General features: G+C 30.8%; 21 protein-coding genes and 1 pseudogene. All 22 read right to left on the bottom strand.

The window, feature by feature from the left end:
• Positions 1-51 precede the first annotated feature (51 nt).
• Complete coding sequence (locus BZ25_RS02650) at positions 52-696, bottom strand: acetyltransferase (RefSeq protein ID WP_121567294.1); 645 nt, start codon at positions 694-696, stop codon at positions 52-54.
• Entirely contained in the window at positions 689-1,783 is a 1,095-nt protein-coding gene (locus BZ25_RS02645; RefSeq protein ID WP_121567293.1) for a LegC family aminotransferase, read from the bottom strand. The genes BZ25_RS02650 and BZ25_RS02645 overlap by 8 nt, the downstream gene beginning before the upstream one ends.
• A complete protein-coding gene (locus BZ25_RS02640; protein ID WP_121567292.1) occupies positions 1,722-2,693 on the bottom strand; it encodes an NAD-dependent 4,6-dehydratase LegB in 972 nt (323 codons plus the stop codon). Before BZ25_RS02640 ends, BZ25_RS02645 begins: the two co-directional genes overlap by 62 nt.
• A gap of 4 nt (positions 2,694-2,697) precedes the next feature.
• Positions 2,698-3,576: a hypothetical protein gene (locus tag BZ25_RS02635; protein ID WP_121567291.1), complete on the bottom strand. Its 879-nt coding sequence runs from the start codon at positions 3,574-3,576 to the stop codon at positions 2,698-2,700.
• Between the two features lie 22 nt (positions 3,577-3,598).
• The gene (locus BZ25_RS02630) at positions 3,599-4,123 is read right to left on the bottom strand and encodes a winged helix-turn-helix transcriptional regulator (RefSeq protein ID WP_121567290.1); all 525 of its coding nucleotides are present in this window, start codon (positions 4,121-4,123) and stop codon (positions 3,599-3,601) included.
• A gap of 87 nt (positions 4,124-4,210) precedes the next feature.
• Entirely contained in the window at positions 4,211-4,372 is a 162-nt protein-coding gene (locus tag BZ25_RS10230; RefSeq protein ID WP_158584828.1) for a hypothetical protein, read from the bottom strand.
• A pseudogene (locus BZ25_RS02625) lies at positions 4,356-4,583 on the bottom strand (transposase); the annotation flags it as partial. The gene BZ25_RS10230 and the pseudogene BZ25_RS02625, both read right to left, overlap by 17 nt.
• 21 nt (positions 4,584-4,604) lie before the next feature.
• Positions 4,605-4,808: a hypothetical protein gene (locus BZ25_RS02620; protein ID WP_121567288.1), complete on the bottom strand. Its 204-nt coding sequence runs from the start codon at positions 4,806-4,808 to the stop codon at positions 4,605-4,607.
• 321 nt (positions 4,809-5,129) lie between these two features.
• On the bottom strand, positions 5,130-5,645 hold the full coding sequence (locus tag BZ25_RS02615) for a DapH/DapD/GlmU-related protein (RefSeq protein ID WP_121567287.1): 516 nt from the start codon (positions 5,643-5,645) through the stop codon (positions 5,130-5,132).
• Positions 5,646-5,713: 68 nt separating this feature from the next.
• A complete protein-coding gene (locus BZ25_RS02610) occupies positions 5,714-6,274 on the bottom strand; it encodes a helix-turn-helix domain-containing protein (protein ID WP_121567286.1) in 561 nt (186 codons plus the stop codon).
• Positions 6,275-6,389: 115 nt separating this feature from the next.
• On the bottom strand, positions 6,390-7,628 hold the full coding sequence (locus tag BZ25_RS02605; protein WP_121567285.1) for a polysialyltransferase family glycosyltransferase: 1,239 nt from the start codon (positions 7,626-7,628) through the stop codon (positions 6,390-6,392).
• Positions 7,625-8,332 carry a CatB-related O-acetyltransferase gene (locus BZ25_RS02600; RefSeq protein WP_121567284.1) on the bottom strand — a complete coding sequence of 236 codons (708 nt, stop codon included), beginning with the start codon at positions 8,330-8,332 and terminating at the stop codon, positions 7,625-7,627. Before BZ25_RS02600 ends, BZ25_RS02605 begins: the two co-directional genes overlap by 4 nt.
• A 448-nt stretch (positions 8,333-8,780) precedes the next feature.
• Positions 8,781-9,710, bottom strand: coding sequence for a GDP-L-fucose synthase (locus BZ25_RS02595; protein WP_121567283.1), 930 nt, complete (start codon positions 9,708-9,710; stop codon positions 8,781-8,783).
• A 26-nt stretch (positions 9,711-9,736) separates the two neighbouring features.
• The gene (gene gmd, locus BZ25_RS02590) at positions 9,737-10,858 is read right to left on the bottom strand and encodes a GDP-mannose 4,6-dehydratase (protein WP_121567282.1); all 1,122 of its coding nucleotides are present in this window, start codon (positions 10,856-10,858) and stop codon (positions 9,737-9,739) included.
• A 151-nt stretch (positions 10,859-11,009) separates the two neighbouring features.
• On the bottom strand, positions 11,010-12,227 hold the full coding sequence (locus BZ25_RS10225; protein ID WP_158584827.1) for a glycosyltransferase: 1,218 nt from the start codon (positions 12,225-12,227) through the stop codon (positions 11,010-11,012).
• Between the two features lie 171 nt (positions 12,228-12,398).
• Entirely contained in the window at positions 12,399-13,604 is a 1,206-nt protein-coding gene (locus BZ25_RS02580; RefSeq protein WP_121567281.1) for a hypothetical protein, read from the bottom strand.
• Positions 13,605-13,609: 5 nt separating this feature from the next.
• Positions 13,610-14,860: a glycosyltransferase gene (locus BZ25_RS02575; RefSeq protein ID WP_121567280.1), complete on the bottom strand. Its 1,251-nt coding sequence runs from the start codon at positions 14,858-14,860 to the stop codon at positions 13,610-13,612.
• A 1-nt stretch (position 14,861) separates the two neighbouring features.
• On the bottom strand, positions 14,862-15,986 hold the full coding sequence (gene wecB / locus BZ25_RS02570) for a non-hydrolyzing UDP-N-acetylglucosamine 2-epimerase (RefSeq protein WP_121567279.1): 1,125 nt from the start codon (positions 15,984-15,986) through the stop codon (positions 14,862-14,864).
• Positions 15,987-15,988: 2 nt separating this feature from the next.
• A complete protein-coding gene (locus BZ25_RS02565) occupies positions 15,989-17,098 on the bottom strand; it encodes a capsular polysaccharide biosynthesis protein CapF (RefSeq protein WP_121567278.1) in 1,110 nt (369 codons plus the stop codon).
• A 23-nt stretch (positions 17,099-17,121) separates the two neighbouring features.
• The gene (locus BZ25_RS02560; RefSeq protein ID WP_233552348.1) at positions 17,122-17,304 is read right to left on the bottom strand and encodes a hypothetical protein; all 183 of its coding nucleotides are present in this window, start codon (positions 17,302-17,304) and stop codon (positions 17,122-17,124) included.
• 6 nt (positions 17,305-17,310) lie between these two features.
• A complete protein-coding gene (locus tag BZ25_RS02555; RefSeq protein ID WP_121567277.1) occupies positions 17,311-18,255 on the bottom strand; it encodes a hypothetical protein in 945 nt (314 codons plus the stop codon).
• Between the two features lie 72 nt (positions 18,256-18,327).
• The gene (locus BZ25_RS02550; protein ID WP_121567276.1) at positions 18,328-19,380 is read right to left on the bottom strand and encodes a polysaccharide biosynthesis protein; all 1,053 of its coding nucleotides are present in this window, start codon (positions 19,378-19,380) and stop codon (positions 18,328-18,330) included.
• Between the last annotated feature and the right edge of the window lie 9 nt (positions 19,381-19,389).

Genomic DNA, 19,389 nt, shown 5'->3' with positions numbered 1-19,389 from the left:
ATTATTATAATTATATTAATTATAACTGTAGTGTCTTAAACTTCAATACGTTTATCCCTTTTTTAAGAATTTGGCAGGATTCCCTACATATACCCCAGGTTCATTGATATCTCTTACGACTACTGCTCCAGCACCTATCAATGTGTTACTTGTTATGTTTAAATATTGAGTTATCATAGCCCCTGTTCCTATAAATGAGTTTTCTCCCACTGTTACTCCTCCACTCAACACGGCGCCTGGCCCTATGTGGACATTATCCCCAATTATACAGTCATGTTCCACAATTGCTCCTGTGTTTATTATACAGTTTTTGTCAATTTTAACCCCTGGATTAATAACGGCGTTTTTCCCAATAAATGTTCCCTCACTTATGTCTGAATAAATAGAAACGTTGGAAGACTTTGAAATTATTGTTGGAATATTAAAACCGATATTTTTGATTTTATTGTATAATTTCATTCTCTGATCGTTAATATTGATCTTCCCCATTGAAACAAATGCAAAGCTAATTCCTTTTTTGAATAAAGCTTCTAGTTGGTCATCAGTGTATTCTATTCTTATATCTAATATCTCTTTACCAATATTTTCTTTTAAATCACTTATACAGATTTCATCGTAATAATTATTTTCTTTAATAACATCAAGGACTACTTTACAATGTCCGCCTCCACCAACCAGCACAATGCTATTAGACATTATTCATTACCTTTACTATATATTCAATCTGTTCAAAATCATTCATCGTTGAACCTGGTAAATTTAATCCTTTTTCAAATATTTCATAAGCATTTTTGTACTCTTCTTTCTTATATTCTTTATATGGTGGGAATTCTACAATTGGGGGGAAAATTCTTCGTGTTGGTATCCCTTTTTCTTTCAGTTCTTTTTGAATTTCTGATATAGTTTTATGGGATTCAACTTTTATTGAAGGTAACCAATATGAGCTTACAGCACCTTCATAAGACTTTTGAAAAGTTATTTTTTCGTTGTTTTCAAAACCTTTCTTGTATATTTCTGCAAACCTTCTTTTTTTGTTTAGAAAGTCTGGCAATCTTTCAAATTGAGCTAAGCCTAAGCTTGCTTCTAAGTTTGTCATCCTGTAATTAAATCCTATTTCTGGATGAAAATAATGATCTGTGTTATTATCTTTTGCCTGATTGACTAAAAACTTAAGATGATCGGCTTTTTCTTCGTCGTTTGTTACAATCATGCCTCCACCACCAGTCGTCATGATCTTATTTCCGTTGAAACTAAATGCGTTTATTTCCCCAAAAGTTCCTGTGAATTTATCTTTATATGTTGCTCCCAAACTCTCTGTTGCATCTTCGATAACTGGTATATTATATTTTTTTGATATTTCCATTATTTTGTCCATATCACAGGGGTTACCGTATAAATGAACGGGTATTATAGCCTTTGTTTTTTTTGTTATATATTTTTCTATTTCATTTGGATCTATATTCCAAGTTTCAGGATCAACATCTACAAAAACTGGTGTTGCCCCAACGTATTTTATGGGATTTACTGTTGCTACAAACGTAAGTACGGGTACGATGACTTCATCACCTGGGCCAATTCCTAATTCATACAAAGCAAGGTGAATCGCAGCGGTTCCACTTTGGGTTGATACCGCTTTTTTCGCTTTTAAATATTCAGCGAATCTTTCTTCAAAAATACCTATATTCTGCCCTGCTGTCGAAACAAATGTTGAATCTATACATTCATTCAAAAATCTTTTCTCTAATTCGCCCACGTTCGGTGCATCCAAGAGAATTGGGTTCAATAATATTCACCTCGTTGTCATATTTTTTTGGTTCCCATCCTGCAATTTTTTTGGCTTTTTCTGGGTTGGATAATAACCTTTCAACTTCGGATTTTTCTGGTCTTACTCTTTGAGTATCTTCGATTATTTCAACGTCTTTTCCAATTAATTCAAGGATCTTTTGGGCTAAATTTCCTATTGATATTTCTTCCCCCGTGCCAAGGTTGTACACATCCCCTATTGTTTTTTCATGCAAACCAACAGTTATAAACCCATTTGCTATGTCTTTCACATAATTTAAATCTCTTGTAGGGGTTAAATTACCAAGTTTTATTCGTTCCTTCCCTGCCAAAATTTGACTTATTATCGTTGGAATAACCGCTCTAGCGGACTGTCTGGGACCAAATGTGTTGAATGGTCTTATAATAGTAACAGGGGTTCCGAAGGATCTATAGTAAGATAATGCCAAGTGATCTGCTCCGGCTTTACTGGCTGCATATGGAGATTGTGGATTGTACGGATGTTTTTCATCTATTGATATGTATTGTGCGGTCCCGTATATTTCACTCGTTGATGTGTGGATGATTCTTTCTATATTCAATTTTTTACCAGCTTCCAATACATTGTATGTTCCTTCTGTGTTTGTTTTTATATATGCAAGAGGAGAGATATATGAATAAGGAATCCCAATTAAAGCAGCCAAATGAAATACAACATCAACGCCTTTCATAGCATCATACACAGAATCATAATCCCTTATGTCTCCAGTGTAGATTTCTATCTCATTTTTATATTTGGAATCTTCGAGCCAACCCCAATCGTTTTTAAAATTATACCGCACAAAACCTTTAACTTCAAAGCCTTTTTCAACTAAGAGTTCAGTTAAGTGTGAGCCGATAAATCCTTCTGACCCTGTAACTAATACTTTCATTAATTCAATCCTCCGTTTGTTCAAAATATTTACTATCTTTTTGTTTCTGTTGACTAATTTTAAAAAAGATTTTTTCATTTTTATTATTGATAGTAATACCTATTTCTTGCTCTATAAACTTCTTATAATTTTCTTGCCAATTACTATTGAAATAATATTCAATATCTTGTTTGTTTTCATTTTTAACCTTATTTTTTATTAAATCTTTCAACGCAGTAAAATTTTTGAATCTTATTCCAATTTCTTTGGGAATATAATTTTTAGAATAACTGTTATCCAATAGGTATATTCTTTTGTTAAATGCCAAAGTTTCAAATACTGTCGTAGAATAACACGCAACTATACTTTCGTATTTTGCTAATAGTTCGTAAATATCGCCATCTTTTTGAATTTCAATATTTCTAAATGCTTCTAGAGGTTTTATCAGATTATAATTTTTCATTTCTCCAGGATGCATTTTGAAAATTATCTTTTTTTCTTTGAATTCGCTTGCTAAATATTTGGCTATTTCAACAAATTCTTTAGTCAAGGTCCATTGAGAGACAATCAAAATTGTATTTTCTTCTTCTTTAATGTCTTTATATCTTTTTATGCTCTCATGAAAATGAGGATTACCTACAACGTAAGTATTGCCAGGTATTTTTATCTGCTTGTTCCAATATTCTCCATAAGTCAAGAAATAATCTGGTGTGTACTTCCTGTACTCCTCAGAATTCAATATTCCATCTCCATAATTATAAGCTGGATGCATCTTTGAAACAACCCCATGTTGAAATTCGGCAGTTATTATTCCCCTTTCTTTAGCCCATTTAATTATGTAACTTTCTCCTCCGTAATGAGCAGTATTCAATAATAATACTTTTGGTTTAATTTTGTCGAGCAATTTTAGAAAATACCTTTTTCTTTCAGTGTTTCTCTTGGAAATAATTACTATAATACTCCATCAAAAACTCACACTTCAAACCTTCAAGCTTTGCTTTATCTTCCACATTCCAGTATAGTACAACGTTTGTACTTTCTATTTTTTCAACATCGTTTTCTGTTATGTAGTTAACTCTCAACTCTTTCAATATCCCTTCTATTATTTCCTTCATTTCCTTATCTTTCCCAAATAGAACGTAAGTTCTATTTCTTCCATATGTTTGTATTATTCTTTCTATGTTTTGTTTTATCAACAAGGTTCTTCTATAGTATATTTTCATATACTCTATTGTTTTTTTACTCTTTTCTTTGAACCCCTCTGGGGTTAATATGTACCTGAAACTCTTGCTGTTCAACCTTTCTATTTTGACAAATCCTTTTTTGATGAACTTTTTTAAGAGTATGTTTACCATTCCCAAGGATAACCCTGTTTTTTCTGAAAGGCCTCTTTGAGTTATATTGGAATTCTTTTCCAATTCTTCTAATATGAGTATCTCATTATCTTGCATAATATTCAACACCTTCGTTCAATTTTTGAACAATGTAAAAAGATTATAGCAATTATTTTGGTATTTGTCAAATATTTAGTAATTTTACTATCTCTCCTTTGCTTTTCTGTCTTTATATATATTTTCTACGTTTGAAGATATTTCATTGCTTATTATATGATCCATCTTATTTTTGATTTCATCAGGTTCGCTAACTAAACGAAAAGTGATTCCTTCCACTGATTGTTGAATCCTATCCATTATTCTCAAGTAAAAGAACTTTCTGTCTCAGCATCTCAAATTTGTTTCTTCCGTACATTATCCGTTTAATAACTTTCAATTTATTCACAGAATCTTCTGCCAGTCCATTGTTGTATTCATATATAATGGCATTTTTAACCGCTTGAATATCCCTTTTTAACCCGTTCACAAATTTATCTATCTTTCTGATTTTTAGATTATTAGCTTTTTCTATCCATTCTTCAAGTTTTTCAACGTTCTTTTATTTCAACATCTGTTTAAATTCATTTACTAAGTTTATTATACTTTCAACGAATGAGTATCTTTGAATGTTCCAATTCCACAACCAATGTCCTTTTTTGGATGGCTTCCCACAATACGGACAGATTACTTCTTTTTTAGCTGATTTCACCCAAATCGTTATTCTGTTTCCTACCACTTCATTCTTAACGTATTCTAAGTTCACATCCTACAACTTAACTATTTCTTCCATCCCTCTCATCATTTTTATAAGTGATTTTTATTCTGTGTATCACCAAAGATTAATCTGGTCAACCGTTGACGAGAAGAACCACTTTTTTTCGTTTAGTAAGTGCAGAAGCCTGTTCTGGGTTTTTCTGATAGTATGGGGGTATTGTCAGCTACGCTAATTTTTGACATTTTTTTGATTTTTACCTCTTGACTTGTCACCAATTAGCTTATATATTTTAGTTATTCTATACAATACCAGATTCTTTAATCATTTGTTCATATTTTATTTCACAAAACTCCTCAATTTAAATAATAATCAAAAAAATTTTTTTTGTTCTTTTAATTCCTTAAACTTTTCTATATTTCTATATTTAATAACCTTGGCTGGATTACCTCCAACAATTGCATAATTGGGAATATCTTTTGTTACTACTGCCCCCATACCTACAATTGCACCTTCGCCTATAGTAACTCCTGGCGTTATAGAAACATTGGCGCCAATCCATACAAAATCTTTTATTATGACTGGTTTTTTTATTACTTTTTCATCATAAGGGATTAATTTGTCAGAGTTGTAATTGTGATTAGAAGTGTAAATGGTTAATCCCTGTGCAATATGACAATATTCCCCGATAAATATTCCTCCTTCAGCATTTAAATGAAGATTTCCACTAATGACCGTATTATCTTTAATAGTAATATTTGTAGGAAAAGATATATGAAAATTTTTACTAACTTCTGCACCTATTTTTATTTTAGAAAAATTACAATTAACCCTTTGAAAGGTTCTTTTAATATATATTTTTTTTAGTAAGAGAAATATTTTTTTCATTATTTAAATCACCTTCTTCAAGAATTTTTTTGGTTCTATCATGAAAATAGTGGGTAATTATGCTGGAGTTAAATTAAGTTTACCATCGGCAATAAAGAAAAAAGGTACAGTTGCCCAATTAATACATTAAGCACATGGAATTTGTCAAATATTATCTTTGCTTTTGGGAAATGTTTCTTTGCTCCAGCTTTGAAAGGTACCGACATATCCTTTGAAACGTAAAAGTCTAATATTCTCCAAAACCTATTTTGGGTTGTATTATACTTTTTAGCTATCTCAGCAACCGTCATATGATTGTACAACTCAAGGATAAACACTTCAAACAATAAGGTGAATCCAGAGTTTTTTCGAGCCCAAGGAACCTCTACAGTCTTTGTCCCATCATCTGTTTTTATCCTAGCTACCCTCGCATGTATGTATGTTTCATATTGGAATAGGTTTAAGTGTCTCCAACTCCTTCGAACAGTATCGTATGCACCGTAATATTTACCGTTGTATTCGAACTTTGCACCTTTTTTGAAATCTACATATATGTTGATTGTATTTCCTTGTTGTTCTATCTTTTCTATGTACCATGGCTCTGTTATATTCAGTATCTGTTCAAAGAATTTGGGTAACTCTTTTCTCATCTGGCATCACTCCTTATCTGTTTTGTGTTTCCATACATGATACCAGATTATTTAATCATTTGTTCATATTTCATTTTTTCTACCCACACTTTTTGGAAGAGAACCAGAATTTATTTTAATACGAGGGCAACATTTTTATTATCGTTTCTGAAACTGAAGATAGTGTTTCATTATTTGTATTTTCTTTTTCAGTGTTTTTATTTTCCAACAAATCAGCTAATTCAAAGGCATTCCTTGGCAATAATAAAGTTGTTTTATCGAAATCAATATATTTTTCTAAAAACTGGAATGAACTATATAGGTTATTTCTTTTAAACATTCTAAACAACATAAATACATTAAATTGATCAAAATTTTTTAAAAACCAGCTTGTAGTTGAACCATAAGAAAAAATATATCTCACTTCTTCATTTAGAAAGGCAAGAACCTCCCCAGGAATATTCTCTTGAAAATAATATATTGATATATTTATCTCTTGACTAATTTCCTTTATAATTTGATGGTCTACTTTATCATTTAATGGGTGTGGCTTTAGGATAACAGGTGAAAGTCCCTTGAATTTTAAAATTTCCAAAACACTTCTGTAGATATTATAAAAAATTTTTTTATTCCGGAAAGCGTTTAAATATATAATAGCTTGAAACCTATCCGTCTTATAAAGAGAATATTCAGTTAAATAATAGTTTTTTACATCTGATATTTCATTTTCATTAAATAATTTTTTCCTTACTATCTTGCCACGGTAATCACAAATCTCATGATTTTCAATAATAGCTATGTTTTCATTTAATATAAATTTTTTAAAAAATTTAGAGTTAAAATGAAAAAATAAGTCTTTTTTTACGTCCAGGAAACTCCTTGCCCAGGGAGAACTCACAATTAAATCTTTTGTATTTAATATTTCTCTGTATTTTTGTTCAGCAAAAATCGAATAAATATTTTTATAATAATTATTTTTTACTAAATAAGTTCCAATTCCTTCTTCAATTAACAATATCTTAAAATCTTTATTATATGCTTCCTTTAAGAACAGAAAATTGCTTATGTCGTATTCAGTAAAAGTAATGATAACAGTATTTTCGGAAGAAAAATTGTTCAAAATTTTTTTTATTGAATCAACATGGTCCTTAATAAAATCCTTTATCTCTAAACTGAAAAGTTTCTTAAAATCCCTATCATTAGTCCTTTCCAACCTATAACTTTTCTTAAAAACTCTACTCTCCTTAAATCTGTATCGTGGTACCTCGAAATAAACAGAGTAACATACTACGCCTTTCTTAGATAATACAAAAGCTAATGATTCTGCTAATAAATTATGATAATATGCTGATATCATAAATATTACATTTCTCATTTTTCATCCTCCAAAAAGTCCAAAAACTTATCTACATCAGTGAAAATAATATAATTTTGTTTTAGAAATTTGAAGTCCATATTCCACCATTTAATTTGTTGTAAACGTTTAGAAATCGTTGGGCTAAACCGATTTTTTATTTTCTTTGAAGGAACTCCAACATTTATACTGTAAGGTTCTATATCTTTTGTTACTACTGCCCCTGCTCCAATTATTGCCCCATCACCAATCTTTATTCCATCCATGATTTTAACACCATAGCCAATCCAAACGTCATTTCCTATTTCTACTAAGTAATTCTCATTCTTATCAACATATTTATATTCTTTAAATAATTGTTCACTGACAAATGTGAAACTAGCTTGTTTTAAGGTAGAAAAAAAAGAGGGGTGTGTCGATACGAACCTTTCAGTAGGGTGCCTACCTGCAATGATTTTTACTTCAGAAGATATTGAACAAAATTTGCCTATTTTACACTTTGGCAAAGTAGAATTAGCTGCTATATATGTACCTTGCCCAATGTATGAATTACTGACATTAACCTTTTTATTTATTTTTGAGTAGCCTTCAAAATATGTATTTGGATTTGTTATAGAAAAGATATGAATTTTAACGTGTTTTTTAAAAAAGCGTATTTTATTAAATATATTAAATATCACTATTTTAATTGATGATGGAATAAATTTCGTTATATCAATTTTCATTTTTTCCCCTCCTACTATAGCTATTCAAACCTGTTTTTTCCAACTTATTTTTAAATCCTATCCAAACTTATAAAGAAGTATAGAAATGATTTCTCTAACGAAAATTGCTAATAATTAAGCTGGAGTTAAATTAAGCCTATCCGAAAGAATAAAAATACTGATTTTTAAATTCTTTAATGTTTTTAAGTCAAAAAGATTTAGTAACTCCTCCAAGTTTGGATTTTATACATTCTATTTCGCCTCTGGAGATATTTTTTGACGTACAACAAGGCTACCCTTCTATACGTGACCTAGCTCTTAGCTTATCTGGTATCATTCTTCGTACATTTTGTATTCTTCTAAAGATACCAGATTATTTAATCAATTGTTTATATTTCCTTTTTCTTTCCACGCTTAATGAGAAGGAACTATTAATGAAGACACATGAAATTTCATAACAAACTTAAATTCACTTCCAATTCTCCTTAAACCACTGGTATGTGAATTCTAATCCTTCCTTCAATTCTATCTTATGTCTCCATCCAGTGTTGTGCAATCTTGTTACATCTAAAAGCTTTCTTGGCGTTCCATCGGGTTTGGTTGTGTCGAATCTTATTTCTCCTTCGTATCCTACAACTTCTTTTATCAATTGTGCGAGTTCTTTTATCGTTAAATCTTCCCCTGTCCCTATGTTTATTGGCTCATTTCCATCGTAGTTGTTCATAAGATGTAAGACAGCGTCTGCCAAATCGTCTACATGCAGGAACTCCCTTCTTGGATTGCCTGTTCCCCATACCTCAACGTATGGTTTGTTGTATGTTCTTGCTTCATGGAATTTTCTTAGTATAGCTGCTAATGCGTGGGATGTTTCCAAATCAAAGTTGTCGTTTGGACCATACAAGTTTGTTGGCATTACACTTATGAAGTTAGTCCCATATTGTTTGTTGAAGTATTGGCACATTTTTAATCCTGCTATCTTTGCTATTGCATACGCCTCGTTTGTTGGTTCTAAAGGTCCTGTGAGTAGATAATCTTCCTTTATTGGTTGTGGACATAGTTTTGGATATATACATGAACTTCCTAGGAAAAGTAATTTCTTTACTCCGTTGTCATATGATGCTTTGATTACATTACTTTCTATCATTATGTTGATGTAAGCAAAATCTGCTGGATATGTGTCGTTTGCTTTTATTCCTCCAACTTTTGCCGCAGCTAAAAATACATACTCTGGCTTTTCTTTTTGAAAGAACTCTTGTGTTTGTTGTTGGTTTGTTAAGTCTAACTCTTTGTGTGTTCTTGTTACTATATTTGTATATCCTTCATTTTTTAATTTTCTGTATATGGCTGATCCTACTAACCCTGTGTGTCCAGCTAAATATATTTTGCTGTTTTTGTTCATTAAAAAGAACCCCTTTCAAATATTTTCTACTCTTTTATCCATTCGTTTCTTTGATTTTCTTTCAAGGCAAGTTTTAGATCGTTTTCTACCATTATTTTTACAAGTTCTTTGAATTTCACTTGTGGTTCCCAGTTTAGTTTTTCTTTTGCCTTTGTTGAGTCTCCAACTAACAAATTAACTTCTGTAGGTCTGAAATATACTGGATCAACTTCTATTATTGTATCCCCTAGTTTTAGCGGTGTTTTTATATCGTCAAGCACTTCTTCGAGTTTTTCTTTATCTAAACTGTCTACTATTCCTTTTTCATTACTTCCTTTGCCTTTCCATTTTATGCTAACTCCTATGTTACTAAAGGTTTCTTCACAGAATTCCCTTACACTGTGTGTTTCTCCCGTTGCTATTACATAGTCATCTGGTTCATCTTGTTGGAGCATCAGCCACATGGCTTTTATGTAATCAGGTGCGTATCCCCAATCCCTTTTGGCTGATAAATTTCCTAAGTATAACTTTTGTTGCCTTCCAACAAGTATTCTTGTTGCTGCCCTTGTGATTTTTCTTGTGACGAAAGTTTCTCCTCTTCTTGGTGATTCGTGGTTAAATAGTATGCCGTTTGAGGCGTGTAATCCATATGCTTCCCTGTAATTTATGGTTATCCAATAGGCGTATAATTTTGCAGCAGCGTATGGGCTTCGTGGATAGAAAGGTGTTTTCTCTGTTTGAGGTATTTCTTGCACTTCTCCATATAATTCAGATGTACTTGCTTGATAGAACTTTGTCTTTTTTTCCAATCCTAATAGTTTGATAGCTTCAAGAATCTTTAGCGTACCTAAAGCTACCGTTTCAGCTGTGTATTCGGGCGATTCAAAAGATACCTTAACGTGACTTTGAGCAGCTAAATTGTATACTTCATCAGGTTCAACTTCTTTCATGATTCTTATTAAGTTTGTGGAATCAGTTGAATCCCCATAGTGCAGGATCAATCTTCTGTTTTTTTCATGGGGATCTTGGTATATGTTATCTATTCTTTTTGTGTTGAATGAAGAAGATCTTCTTATTATTCCGTGAACTGTATATCCTTTTTCAAGGAGATATTCTGCTAAATAGCTTCCATCTTGTCCGGTTATTCCTGTGATAAGTGCGGTTTTCATTTGGGCTCCTCCTTTTTTCCCTTCACTATAGCAATATCAAAAATATAATTAAAAAACAAAGATTACAGAGGTTGCGTTTGTCTTAAGATTTTAAAGAGGTTTTTATTTTTGTACTTTTTTCACATCTATGACAAATTATTCCAATTTTTAGCTAAGCATCCCTTTCATTCATTTTGGAATATATAGAATTCTTCAGCTTTCTAATCTTGAAAATTAATGAAAGAGGAAGAAATTTTTTTATAAAGATTTTTATAATAGTGGTATAAAATCTTATATATATCTTTATCTTTTGCATTTTTTTTGAGGCATATTTTAGTGATATTTCTTTTGTTTCATAACATACCTCTAGTTTGTTATTTGATGAAACACCTGATTCTTCAAAATTTGATATAATCAGATCTACTTCTTTAAATTTCCTTTTTTGTTGGTACATATGCAGAAGGAAATCAAAATCTGAACATATTTTATAATTATTTGAAAATAAATTATTTTTTAATAGATTGGCTCTTACGAAAACAGATTGGTGTGAAAAAATCATTCTATAACTTATATTATGCAAACTTTTGGGTGCGAGGATCATCTTTAGTTTCTCATTAGTTATTAAATTAGTCTTTCCATAGATAATGTCCGCTTCCTTAAAAATAGAATCATCTTCAAATATTTTAGAAATAACTTCTCCATCGAAAAAAGAATCCCCTGCATTCATAAAAATGATCCAGTCTCCGGTTGAAGCTTTTATCCCCTTATTCATTGCATCATATATACCGTTGTCTTTTTCATAGATATACAAAAATCGTTTTAATTTATTCTCTATTAAATTTTTATTGGTTTTTATATATTCTTCCGTACCATCTTCTGATTTACCATCGACAATAATTAGCTCTATATTATTATATTTTTGTTTTAAGATAGAATCAAGAGTCTTTTTTACACCGTTTTTATTGTTCAAAGTGACAGTAACAATAGTAATTAGAGGATTCATTGGTGCCCTCCTGTTTTTATTAAGTTTATTGTCTTGTATTATTTCCTTCATCTCTTTATCTTTTCCAAATAGAACGTAAGTTCTATTTCTTCCATATCTTTGTGTTATTCTTTCTATGTTTTGTTTTATCAGCAATGTTCTTCTATAGTATATTTTCATATACTCTATTGTCTTTTTACTCTTTTCTTTGAATCCTTCTGGGGTTAATATGTACCTGAAACTCTTGCTGTTTAACCTTTCTAATTTGACAAACCCTTTTTTGATGAACTTTTTTAAAAGTAAATTCACCATCCCCAAGGATAACCCTGTTTTTTCTGAAAGATCTCTTTGAGTTATATTAGAATTCTTTTCCAATTCTTCTAAAATGAGTATCTCATTATCTTGCATAATATTCAACACCTTCGTTCAATTTTTGAACAATGCAAAAAGATTATACTACCTTCAACAAAAAAAAGCAAACCAATTTCAAAGACATAAATACTTTCTAACCATTATCCCATTTTCGTTGATAATTAATTATGATCTAACACGCCGTACGTGGAAAGTACTACTTAAATTTTAGTGAGTGTATTTGTTGATTTCTTTACTGTAATTATTGTCGCAATATCTTTTCTTGTACAGTAAAATACCAATGATTAAAGATACTATTTCGATGATTCTTTGTTGAAAAAAAGGATGAATTCCTATTCCAGCTGTATAAAGAATAAATACAAGAAGAAGTATATTTTTTTTACTAGAAATGCTTGAAAAGGCTAAATTAAATAAATAAAAAATAATGAGAAATCTAATAGTTAAAAATGTTATTCCTCCGAAAGTCAGTTCTTCATTATACATTGAATCCCAAATTCCATATATTTCGCTAATAACTGGATTTTTAGTAAAACCATTACCAAAGAGAGGTGCCGTTTTTAGAATATAATTAATGTTTTCCGCTATTACGTTTTCACCACGCCCTGCAAGAGGATCCTCGAAAAAGATTTCCCAGCGATCGATAACTCTGAGAATTTCTTCAGAAAAAATGTTAAAAAAAGCAAATATAGCGATTATTAATATCGACCAAATTGCTATAGTTTTAAAATCGAAACTTATTTTAACTTTTTTAAAATTTATCATCATCAATATAACAACTGGTATAGAAAATAAAAACACCTTGGTATTAGCTAAAAGTCCGTTTAGAAATAGTAGTAGCAAGTATACTTTAGGCATATTTAAAGAAATCACAAAAAAAGAAAGAAATATAAAATAAATGCCGTAAGTGGCTGGTTGCATAAATAACCCAGGAAATCTAAAATTTAAAGTAGATTGGGGAAGAAGATGATAATTTTTAATTAGAAATTCAGTTATAGCATTATCAGAGCTCAAAAATGCTACTGAAATGAAATGGGAAAAACTAACAGCAAAAGATATAATAATAATCATTTTTATAACAAATATTATATCTTTATTTTCGTAATGCCATTTTTTAGAAAAATAATATCCAATATAAACAAATATGAATAATTTTAAAATATTATAAGTATTTTTAACTATATAAACATTGTCTATAGGTGGGAGATAATTGCTACTTATGGTACCTATAAAAACCGGAATGAAGGAAAGTACAGTTCCTAGAACAAAAAAATCAACAATAAATTTATCCTTCCAACCAAATACAAATATAAACATAAAAATTAAGGGATAGAGAAATTGATCAAGTCTAAAATCTACTATAATATAGGGTGTTATCAAAGGTAGTAATATTAAAAGAGTTTTCTTCAATTCCATATAATTTAATCCTTTCTTAAAAAATAATTCCCTGTGTCTTCTCTTATATTCATAGTCATTGAAATGTTATACAATTCAATATATTCCTGAAATTTCTTGTTTTTATCATAATAATTATTTGCTCTTGCAATGCAATAGTTTGAATATTTTTCTTTACCTTCTTTCTTCATTCTTTGGATTATTTGTTTTACCTCTTGCAAATCCCCTTTTTCAACTATATAACCAGTTGAATTATCTATCGTTTCAATTGAACCACCTGTGTTAAAAGTGATAACCGGGGTTCCACAAGCTTGAGCTTCAATATTAGTTAATCCCAGAACCTCTTCCAATGTAGGGTTAAAGAATACATCACTTGTGGTATATATTTCTGCCAATTCTTTGGTTGAATTCGTTCTGTTTATGCCTATAACATTTTTAGGTAAACCTTGTATTTGTTTTTTAGATAATCCTACTAAAACAACGGCTTCTTTGACACTAAGCATTTTAGAAAGCTCTATAAAATATTCAAACCCTTTTCTTCTTGTCCATGGACTTGCAACACCTAGAATAATAAACTTATTTTCTAAATCGTATTTTTTTCTAAAATCACTTGGAGCCGGCTTGAAAGCGTTCAAATCAATTCCATTGTTTATAACCTTTACAGGATATTCCTTTAAAAAAGATCTTTTTACTAAATTTGCCAACCATTGCGACGGAGTAACTAAAGTCATATTTTTTAAACCGATGAATAACTCTTTCTTTTTTTCAAAATTATCATAAGAATTATCAAGAAAAATACTCTTAGGGTAACTTTTCTTTTCAGGACACTTTTGACAGTGAGTTTCCCATTTATAACAATTAGCATAATCGAAATGTGCACAATGCCCTGTAAATGCCCAGCAGTCGTGCAAAGTCCATACGATAGGTTTATTGTATTCTTTTAAAAAGTTGAATAAAAGATCTATATTTATGTAATACCCGTGTACGTTATGCAGATGAATTATATCTGGGTTATAATTTTTTACTCTTTCTAAGAATTTACGAGTCGCATTTTTTGAACCAAATCCATGTTTGTCTAATATTCTCGTTTTTAAAGCATGTGTATAAAAATCTAAATTGTTTCCTATTTTTATGGTATTATCACAATTGTGAGCAGTTCCTCTCCCATATGCAATGATGCTCTCATGACCTTGTTCTATAAGCATTTTATGAATGTCTGAAGCGATCCTTCCTATACTTCCTATTCCACAAGCTGTGTTTATTTGTAATACTTTCATCCTATTTCCCCCAGATAACCCTATTGACATAATCTGTATAGGAAACAATTATTCTTAAAACCTTTTCAGATACATTGGGTACTAAGTAATCCGACACAGGCTTTATTGTTTCTTTATTTTGTTTTTCTAATATTTCTAATCCTTGAAATATCCTTTCTTTGTTAAGTCCTACCATCATTACTGTGGCTTCTTCCATCGCTTCAGGTCTTTCATGAGCTTCTCTAATGTTAAGAGCTTTCAATTTTAATATCGAAGTTTCTTCGCTCATAGTCCCACTGTCACTTAAAACGGCTTTCGCATTTAATTGTAGTTTAATATAATCTATGAATCCAAAAGGTTTTTCAGTTTGAATTAATGGATGAAGTTTTATTCCTTTTGATTCAATCTTTTTTCTTGTTCTTGGATGAGTGCTAAATATTATCGGGAGTTGATATTTTTCGGCAATTGCATTTATACTTTCAACTAAGCCGTTAAAATTTTTATCTGAATTTATGTTTTCTTCCCTATGAGCAGAAATTACAAAATACTCGTTTTCCTTTAAATCCAATTTGCTCAATATCTGTGATTTTTCAATCTCTTTTGTTTTACTTTGAATTACTTCATACATTGGGCTTCCAGTTTTTATAACTCTATCGGAAGGGAAACCTTCTCGAATTAGGTGTTCCCTTGCTAAATCACTGTACACTAAGTTTATATCTGCAATTTGATCTACTATTCTTCTGTTCAATTCTTCAGGGACCCTTTGATCGAAACATCTATTACCCGCTTCCATATGAAATACAGGAATATGTCTTCTTTTTGCTGCATAGGCAGATAGACAGCTGTTTGTGTCTCCTAAGACTAAAAAAGCATCTGGTTTAACTTCTTCTAAAACAGGATCTATCTTCATCAAAATATTTCCTATAGTTTCTACTGCATTCTCAGTAGCGGCATTTAAAAAGTAATCAGGCTTTTTTAATTCTAAGTCCTCGAAAAAAACTTCGTTTAATTCATAGTCATAGTTTTGACCTGTGTGTACTAAATAATGGTCTATAGCTTCTGATTCCTCTAGTTTCTTGATCACTTGAGAAAGTCTTATTATTTCTGGTCTTGTTCCGACAACTGTCAGCACTTTGAGTTTTTTCACAACTAAACCTCCAAATAGTGGGTATCAGGATTATCTGGATCAAAAGGTTCGTTTGCCCACATAACTGTAACCATGTCCGTATCCCCGATGTTTTGTATGTTGTGTGTGTATCCAGGAGGAATATCTACTACTTCTAATTTAGCCCCACTTACGTTGTATTCTATGACTTCTTTTAAATCTATTTTTCTGAATCGAATGATTCCTTCACCATACACTACCAAAAATTTTTCATTTTTTGTGTGATGCCAGTGATTTCCTTTAGTGATTCCAGGTTTAGAAATATTGATAGAGACTTGACCTCTATCAAAAGTTTTAATAAATTCAGTGAAAAATCCTCTATTATCTACATTCATTTTAAGCTCGTAACTGAACTTATCTTCGGGTAAATAGCTCAAATAAGTGCTATACAATTTTTTAATTAATGGATCTTTCATGTTAGGTACTTCCAACGTTTTTCTGGTTTCTTTAAAGTTCTTTATAGTTTCTGCTAGTTCTCCCACCGTTATTTTATGGGTAGTAGGGACATAACAGTAATCACCTTTTTTTGTTGGATTACCAGCTAACGCTCTTTTAAATTCGTTTATTACATCATCAATGTAGCATAGAGTTATTTCTGCTTCTGGATTATTTATCTTTATATCTAAATCTCTTGCTATATTATAACAGAAAGTGGATACCACACTATTGTAATTGGGTTTACTCCATTTTCCAAAAAGATTGGGAAGCCTGTATATGTATACATTTGTATTATTTTCTTTTGAATATTGAAATAATAACTCTTCTCCTGCTTTTTTGCTTTTACCATAAGGGTTGTCTAATTCAGCTTGAATGGAAGAAGTTAAAAGTATTGGACTTTTATTATGGTTTTTTTTGAGTTTTTCTAAAAGTTCAAGAGCGAAACCATAATTGCCTTTCATAAAATCATTAGGGTCTTTAGGTCTGTTCACTCCTGCCAAATGAAAGATGAATTCACAATTTTTGGTATATTCATCTAATTTTTCTTTGGGTGTATCTATATCGTATTCATAAATTTCTTCATATCCAGAGTTTTTAAGTTCTAAAACTAAGTTCTTCCCTACAAATCCTTTTGAACCTGTAACTAATATTTTCATGTGACAACCAACCTTTCACTTTTTTAAAACCCTTCGCTCACTATTGGCTTAGTCCCACCGTTTTTGTAGTCCTCAAGTTCTTTTTGTATATAATCTAATGAAAGGAGCTTCTCTTTAGTTTGTTCAACGCTTAAAATAGTTGTGTTATCTGACCTATAATCAACATACTTTGATAAAACGGAAGTTCCTTCTTCACCGTGTACCAATTATTTTTATTTCAATCCTTTGAGATTGATATATAATTCTTTAACTTTGTCTTGGTTGTTCATAAATTCTATTTTACCAAAGCCGAAATATTTTAAATGAAAAACATCCTTTTTATATTCTTTATATTCCTTCCATATTGTACCATCAATGGATTTATATACTACAGCTTTATGCTTTTTTCTGTTTTCTACTGTTGTAGCAATATACATATTACCTTCTTTATTGATGGTAGAGTAATAAGCAGGACCTCCTATTTTTTTTAACTTTTCCACATTTTTATCTTTTAAATTATATCTTACTATATAAGGCTGTATTTCAGGAGAATCCATACCCCAAATTAAATAATTATCTTTTTGCAGCATGGAAACTGCCCGCCATAATTGAGAATTGCCACCAATTTTTTCAATTGTCTTTGTACTTATATTAAATCGAAAAATCCCACATTCGTCATCCAAATCTCCTGTGCCTATGTACGCAATATCGTTATTTTTACTATCCTGTTGAATAAAATGGATATGTCTGATTTTATTAAAAGTATAAAGTATATTCCTTTTGTTATTAAAAAAATCGTATTCATATACATAAACGGGCTCTCGATCTTTATTCCCAAAGTATTCACTATATATTATTTTATCATCTTTAAAAATAATCTCATTCCTTAAAGGTTTTGAACCTTTTTCGATAATTAATCTATTTAGTAATTTCTTATTTCTGAAAAAAAGTATTTCTCCTTTTAAAACTACAGCATCAATTTCATCGTTAATTTTATAGAAATTATGTATTCCTTCTCTCAAAGCACGCTTATATAGTTCAATATAGTTTAAAATGTTTAAATCATCTATTTTCATGTATAATTCCCAGTTATTTCCATTTATAGTTTTACGTAAAATTTTATTACCCTTACTTGCATATAGATAATGGTTATAGTACATTTGATAATATACTTTCAAAATATTTACCTCCATAAAAAGCAATAGTTCTTCGTTCTTATGATTATTATGAATTAAAAGACATCTTGAATTTTAAAACCCTTCGCTCACTATTGGCTTAGTCCCACCGTTTTTGTAGTCCTCAAGTTCTTTTTGTACATAATCTAATGAAAGGAGCTTCTCTTTAGTTTGTTCAACGCTTAAAATAGTTGTGTTATCAGACCTATAATCAACATACTTTGATAAGTCATATGTTCCTTCTTCAAAGTATTTTTCGTAATTTAAATCTCTTGTGTCAGCTGGAATTCTGTAGAAATCTCCTAAATCTTCAGAAACAAGATGCTCTTCTTTTGTAAGAAGTGTTTCATGCATCTTTTCTCCATGCCGTGTGCCAATTATTTTTATTTCGTTTTCCACTTCAAAGATTTCTTTCATCGCTTGGGCTAAGTCTCCAATTTTTGCAGAAGGTGATTTTTTAACAAATCTATCTCCTTGATTACCATTTTGAAAAGCGTATAAAACCAAATCAACAGCTTCTTCAATGCTCATTAAAAATCTCGTCATGTCAGGATTCGTTACTGTAAGGGGTTTGCCATTTTTAATTTGTTGCACAAACAACGGGATAACTGAACCTCTAGAAGCCATTACATTACCGTATCTTGTGCCACAAATCAACGTTTTCTCTGGTTCGACAGTTCGAGACTTTGCAACGAATATCTTCTCCATTAAAGCTTTCGACATCCCCATTGCGTTTATAGGATAAACCGCTTTATCCGTTGATAAACAAACGACTTTTTTAACGCCAAATTCAATGGCAGCTGAGAGAACATTTTCTGTTCCTAAGATATTCGTTTTAACAGCTTCCAATGGGAAGAACTCACATGAGGGTACTTGTTTCAGTGCAGCAGCTTGAAAGACGTAATCTACCCCATACATGGCGTTTCGAACGCTTTGAATGTCACGTACATCGCCTATGAAAAACTTTAATTTATCGTTTTTATAGAACCTTCTCATATCATCTTGCTTTTTTTCATCGCGAGAAAATATACGTATTTCTTTAATATCTGTGTTCAAAAACCTTCTAACTACTGCGTTACCAAAAGTGCCTGTTCCTCCTGTAACTAATAAAGTTTTATCTTTGAACATTTTAAAGCC

The organism is Petrotoga sp. Shatin.DS.tank11.9.2.9.3 (assembly GCF_003665005.1).
GTDB classification, from domain to species: Bacteria; Thermotogota; Thermotogae; order Petrotogales; family Petrotogaceae; genus Petrotoga; species Petrotoga mobilis.
The sequence above is the reverse complement of the archived record's forward strand: the minus strand, read 5'-3'. Positions and strand labels throughout refer to the sequence as shown.

Coding starts and splice junctions, on each gene's coding strand:
- BZ25_RS02650 (WP_121567294.1), bottom strand. CDS start 696: ATGTCTAATAGCATTGTGCTGGTTGGTGGAGGCGGACATTGTAAAGTA.
- BZ25_RS02640 (WP_121567292.1), bottom strand. CDS start 2,693: ATGAAAGTATTAGTTACAGGGTCAGAAGGATTTATCGGCTCACACTTA.
- BZ25_RS02630 (WP_121567290.1), bottom strand. CDS start 4,123: ATGCAAGATAATGAGATACTCATATTAGAAGAATTGGAAAAGAATTCC.
- BZ25_RS02615 (WP_121567287.1), bottom strand. CDS start 5,645: ATGAAAAAAATATTTCTCTTACTAAAAAAAATATATATTAAAAGAACC.
- BZ25_RS02610 (WP_121567286.1), bottom strand. CDS start 6,274: ATGAGAAAAGAGTTACCCAAATTCTTTGAACAGATACTGAATATAACA.
- BZ25_RS02605 (WP_121567285.1), bottom strand. CDS start 7,628: ATGAGAAATGTAATATTTATGATATCAGCATATTATCATAATTTATTA.
- BZ25_RS02600 (WP_121567284.1), bottom strand. CDS start 8,332: ATGAAAATTGATATAACGAAATTTATTCCATCATCAATTAAAATAGTG.
- BZ25_RS02595 (WP_121567283.1), bottom strand. CDS start 9,710: ATGAACAAAAACAGCAAAATATATTTAGCTGGACACACAGGGTTAGTA.
- gmd (WP_121567282.1), bottom strand. CDS start 10,858: ATGAAAACCGCACTTATCACAGGAATAACCGGACAAGATGGAAGCTAT.
- BZ25_RS10225 (WP_158584827.1), bottom strand. CDS start 12,227: ATGCAAGATAATGAGATACTCATTTTAGAAGAATTGGAAAAGAATTCT.
- BZ25_RS02580 (WP_121567281.1), bottom strand. CDS start 13,604: ATGGAATTGAAGAAAACTCTTTTAATATTACTACCTTTGATAACACCC.
- BZ25_RS02575 (WP_121567280.1), bottom strand. CDS start 14,860: ATGAAAGTATTACAAATAAACACAGCTTGTGGAATAGGAAGTATAGGA.
- BZ25_RS02565 (WP_121567278.1), bottom strand. CDS start 17,098: ATGAAAATATTAGTTACAGGTTCAAAAGGATTTGTAGGGAAGAACTTA.
- BZ25_RS02550 (WP_121567276.1), bottom strand. CDS start 19,380: ATGTTCAAAGATAAAACTTTATTAGTTACAGGAGGAACAGGCACTTTT.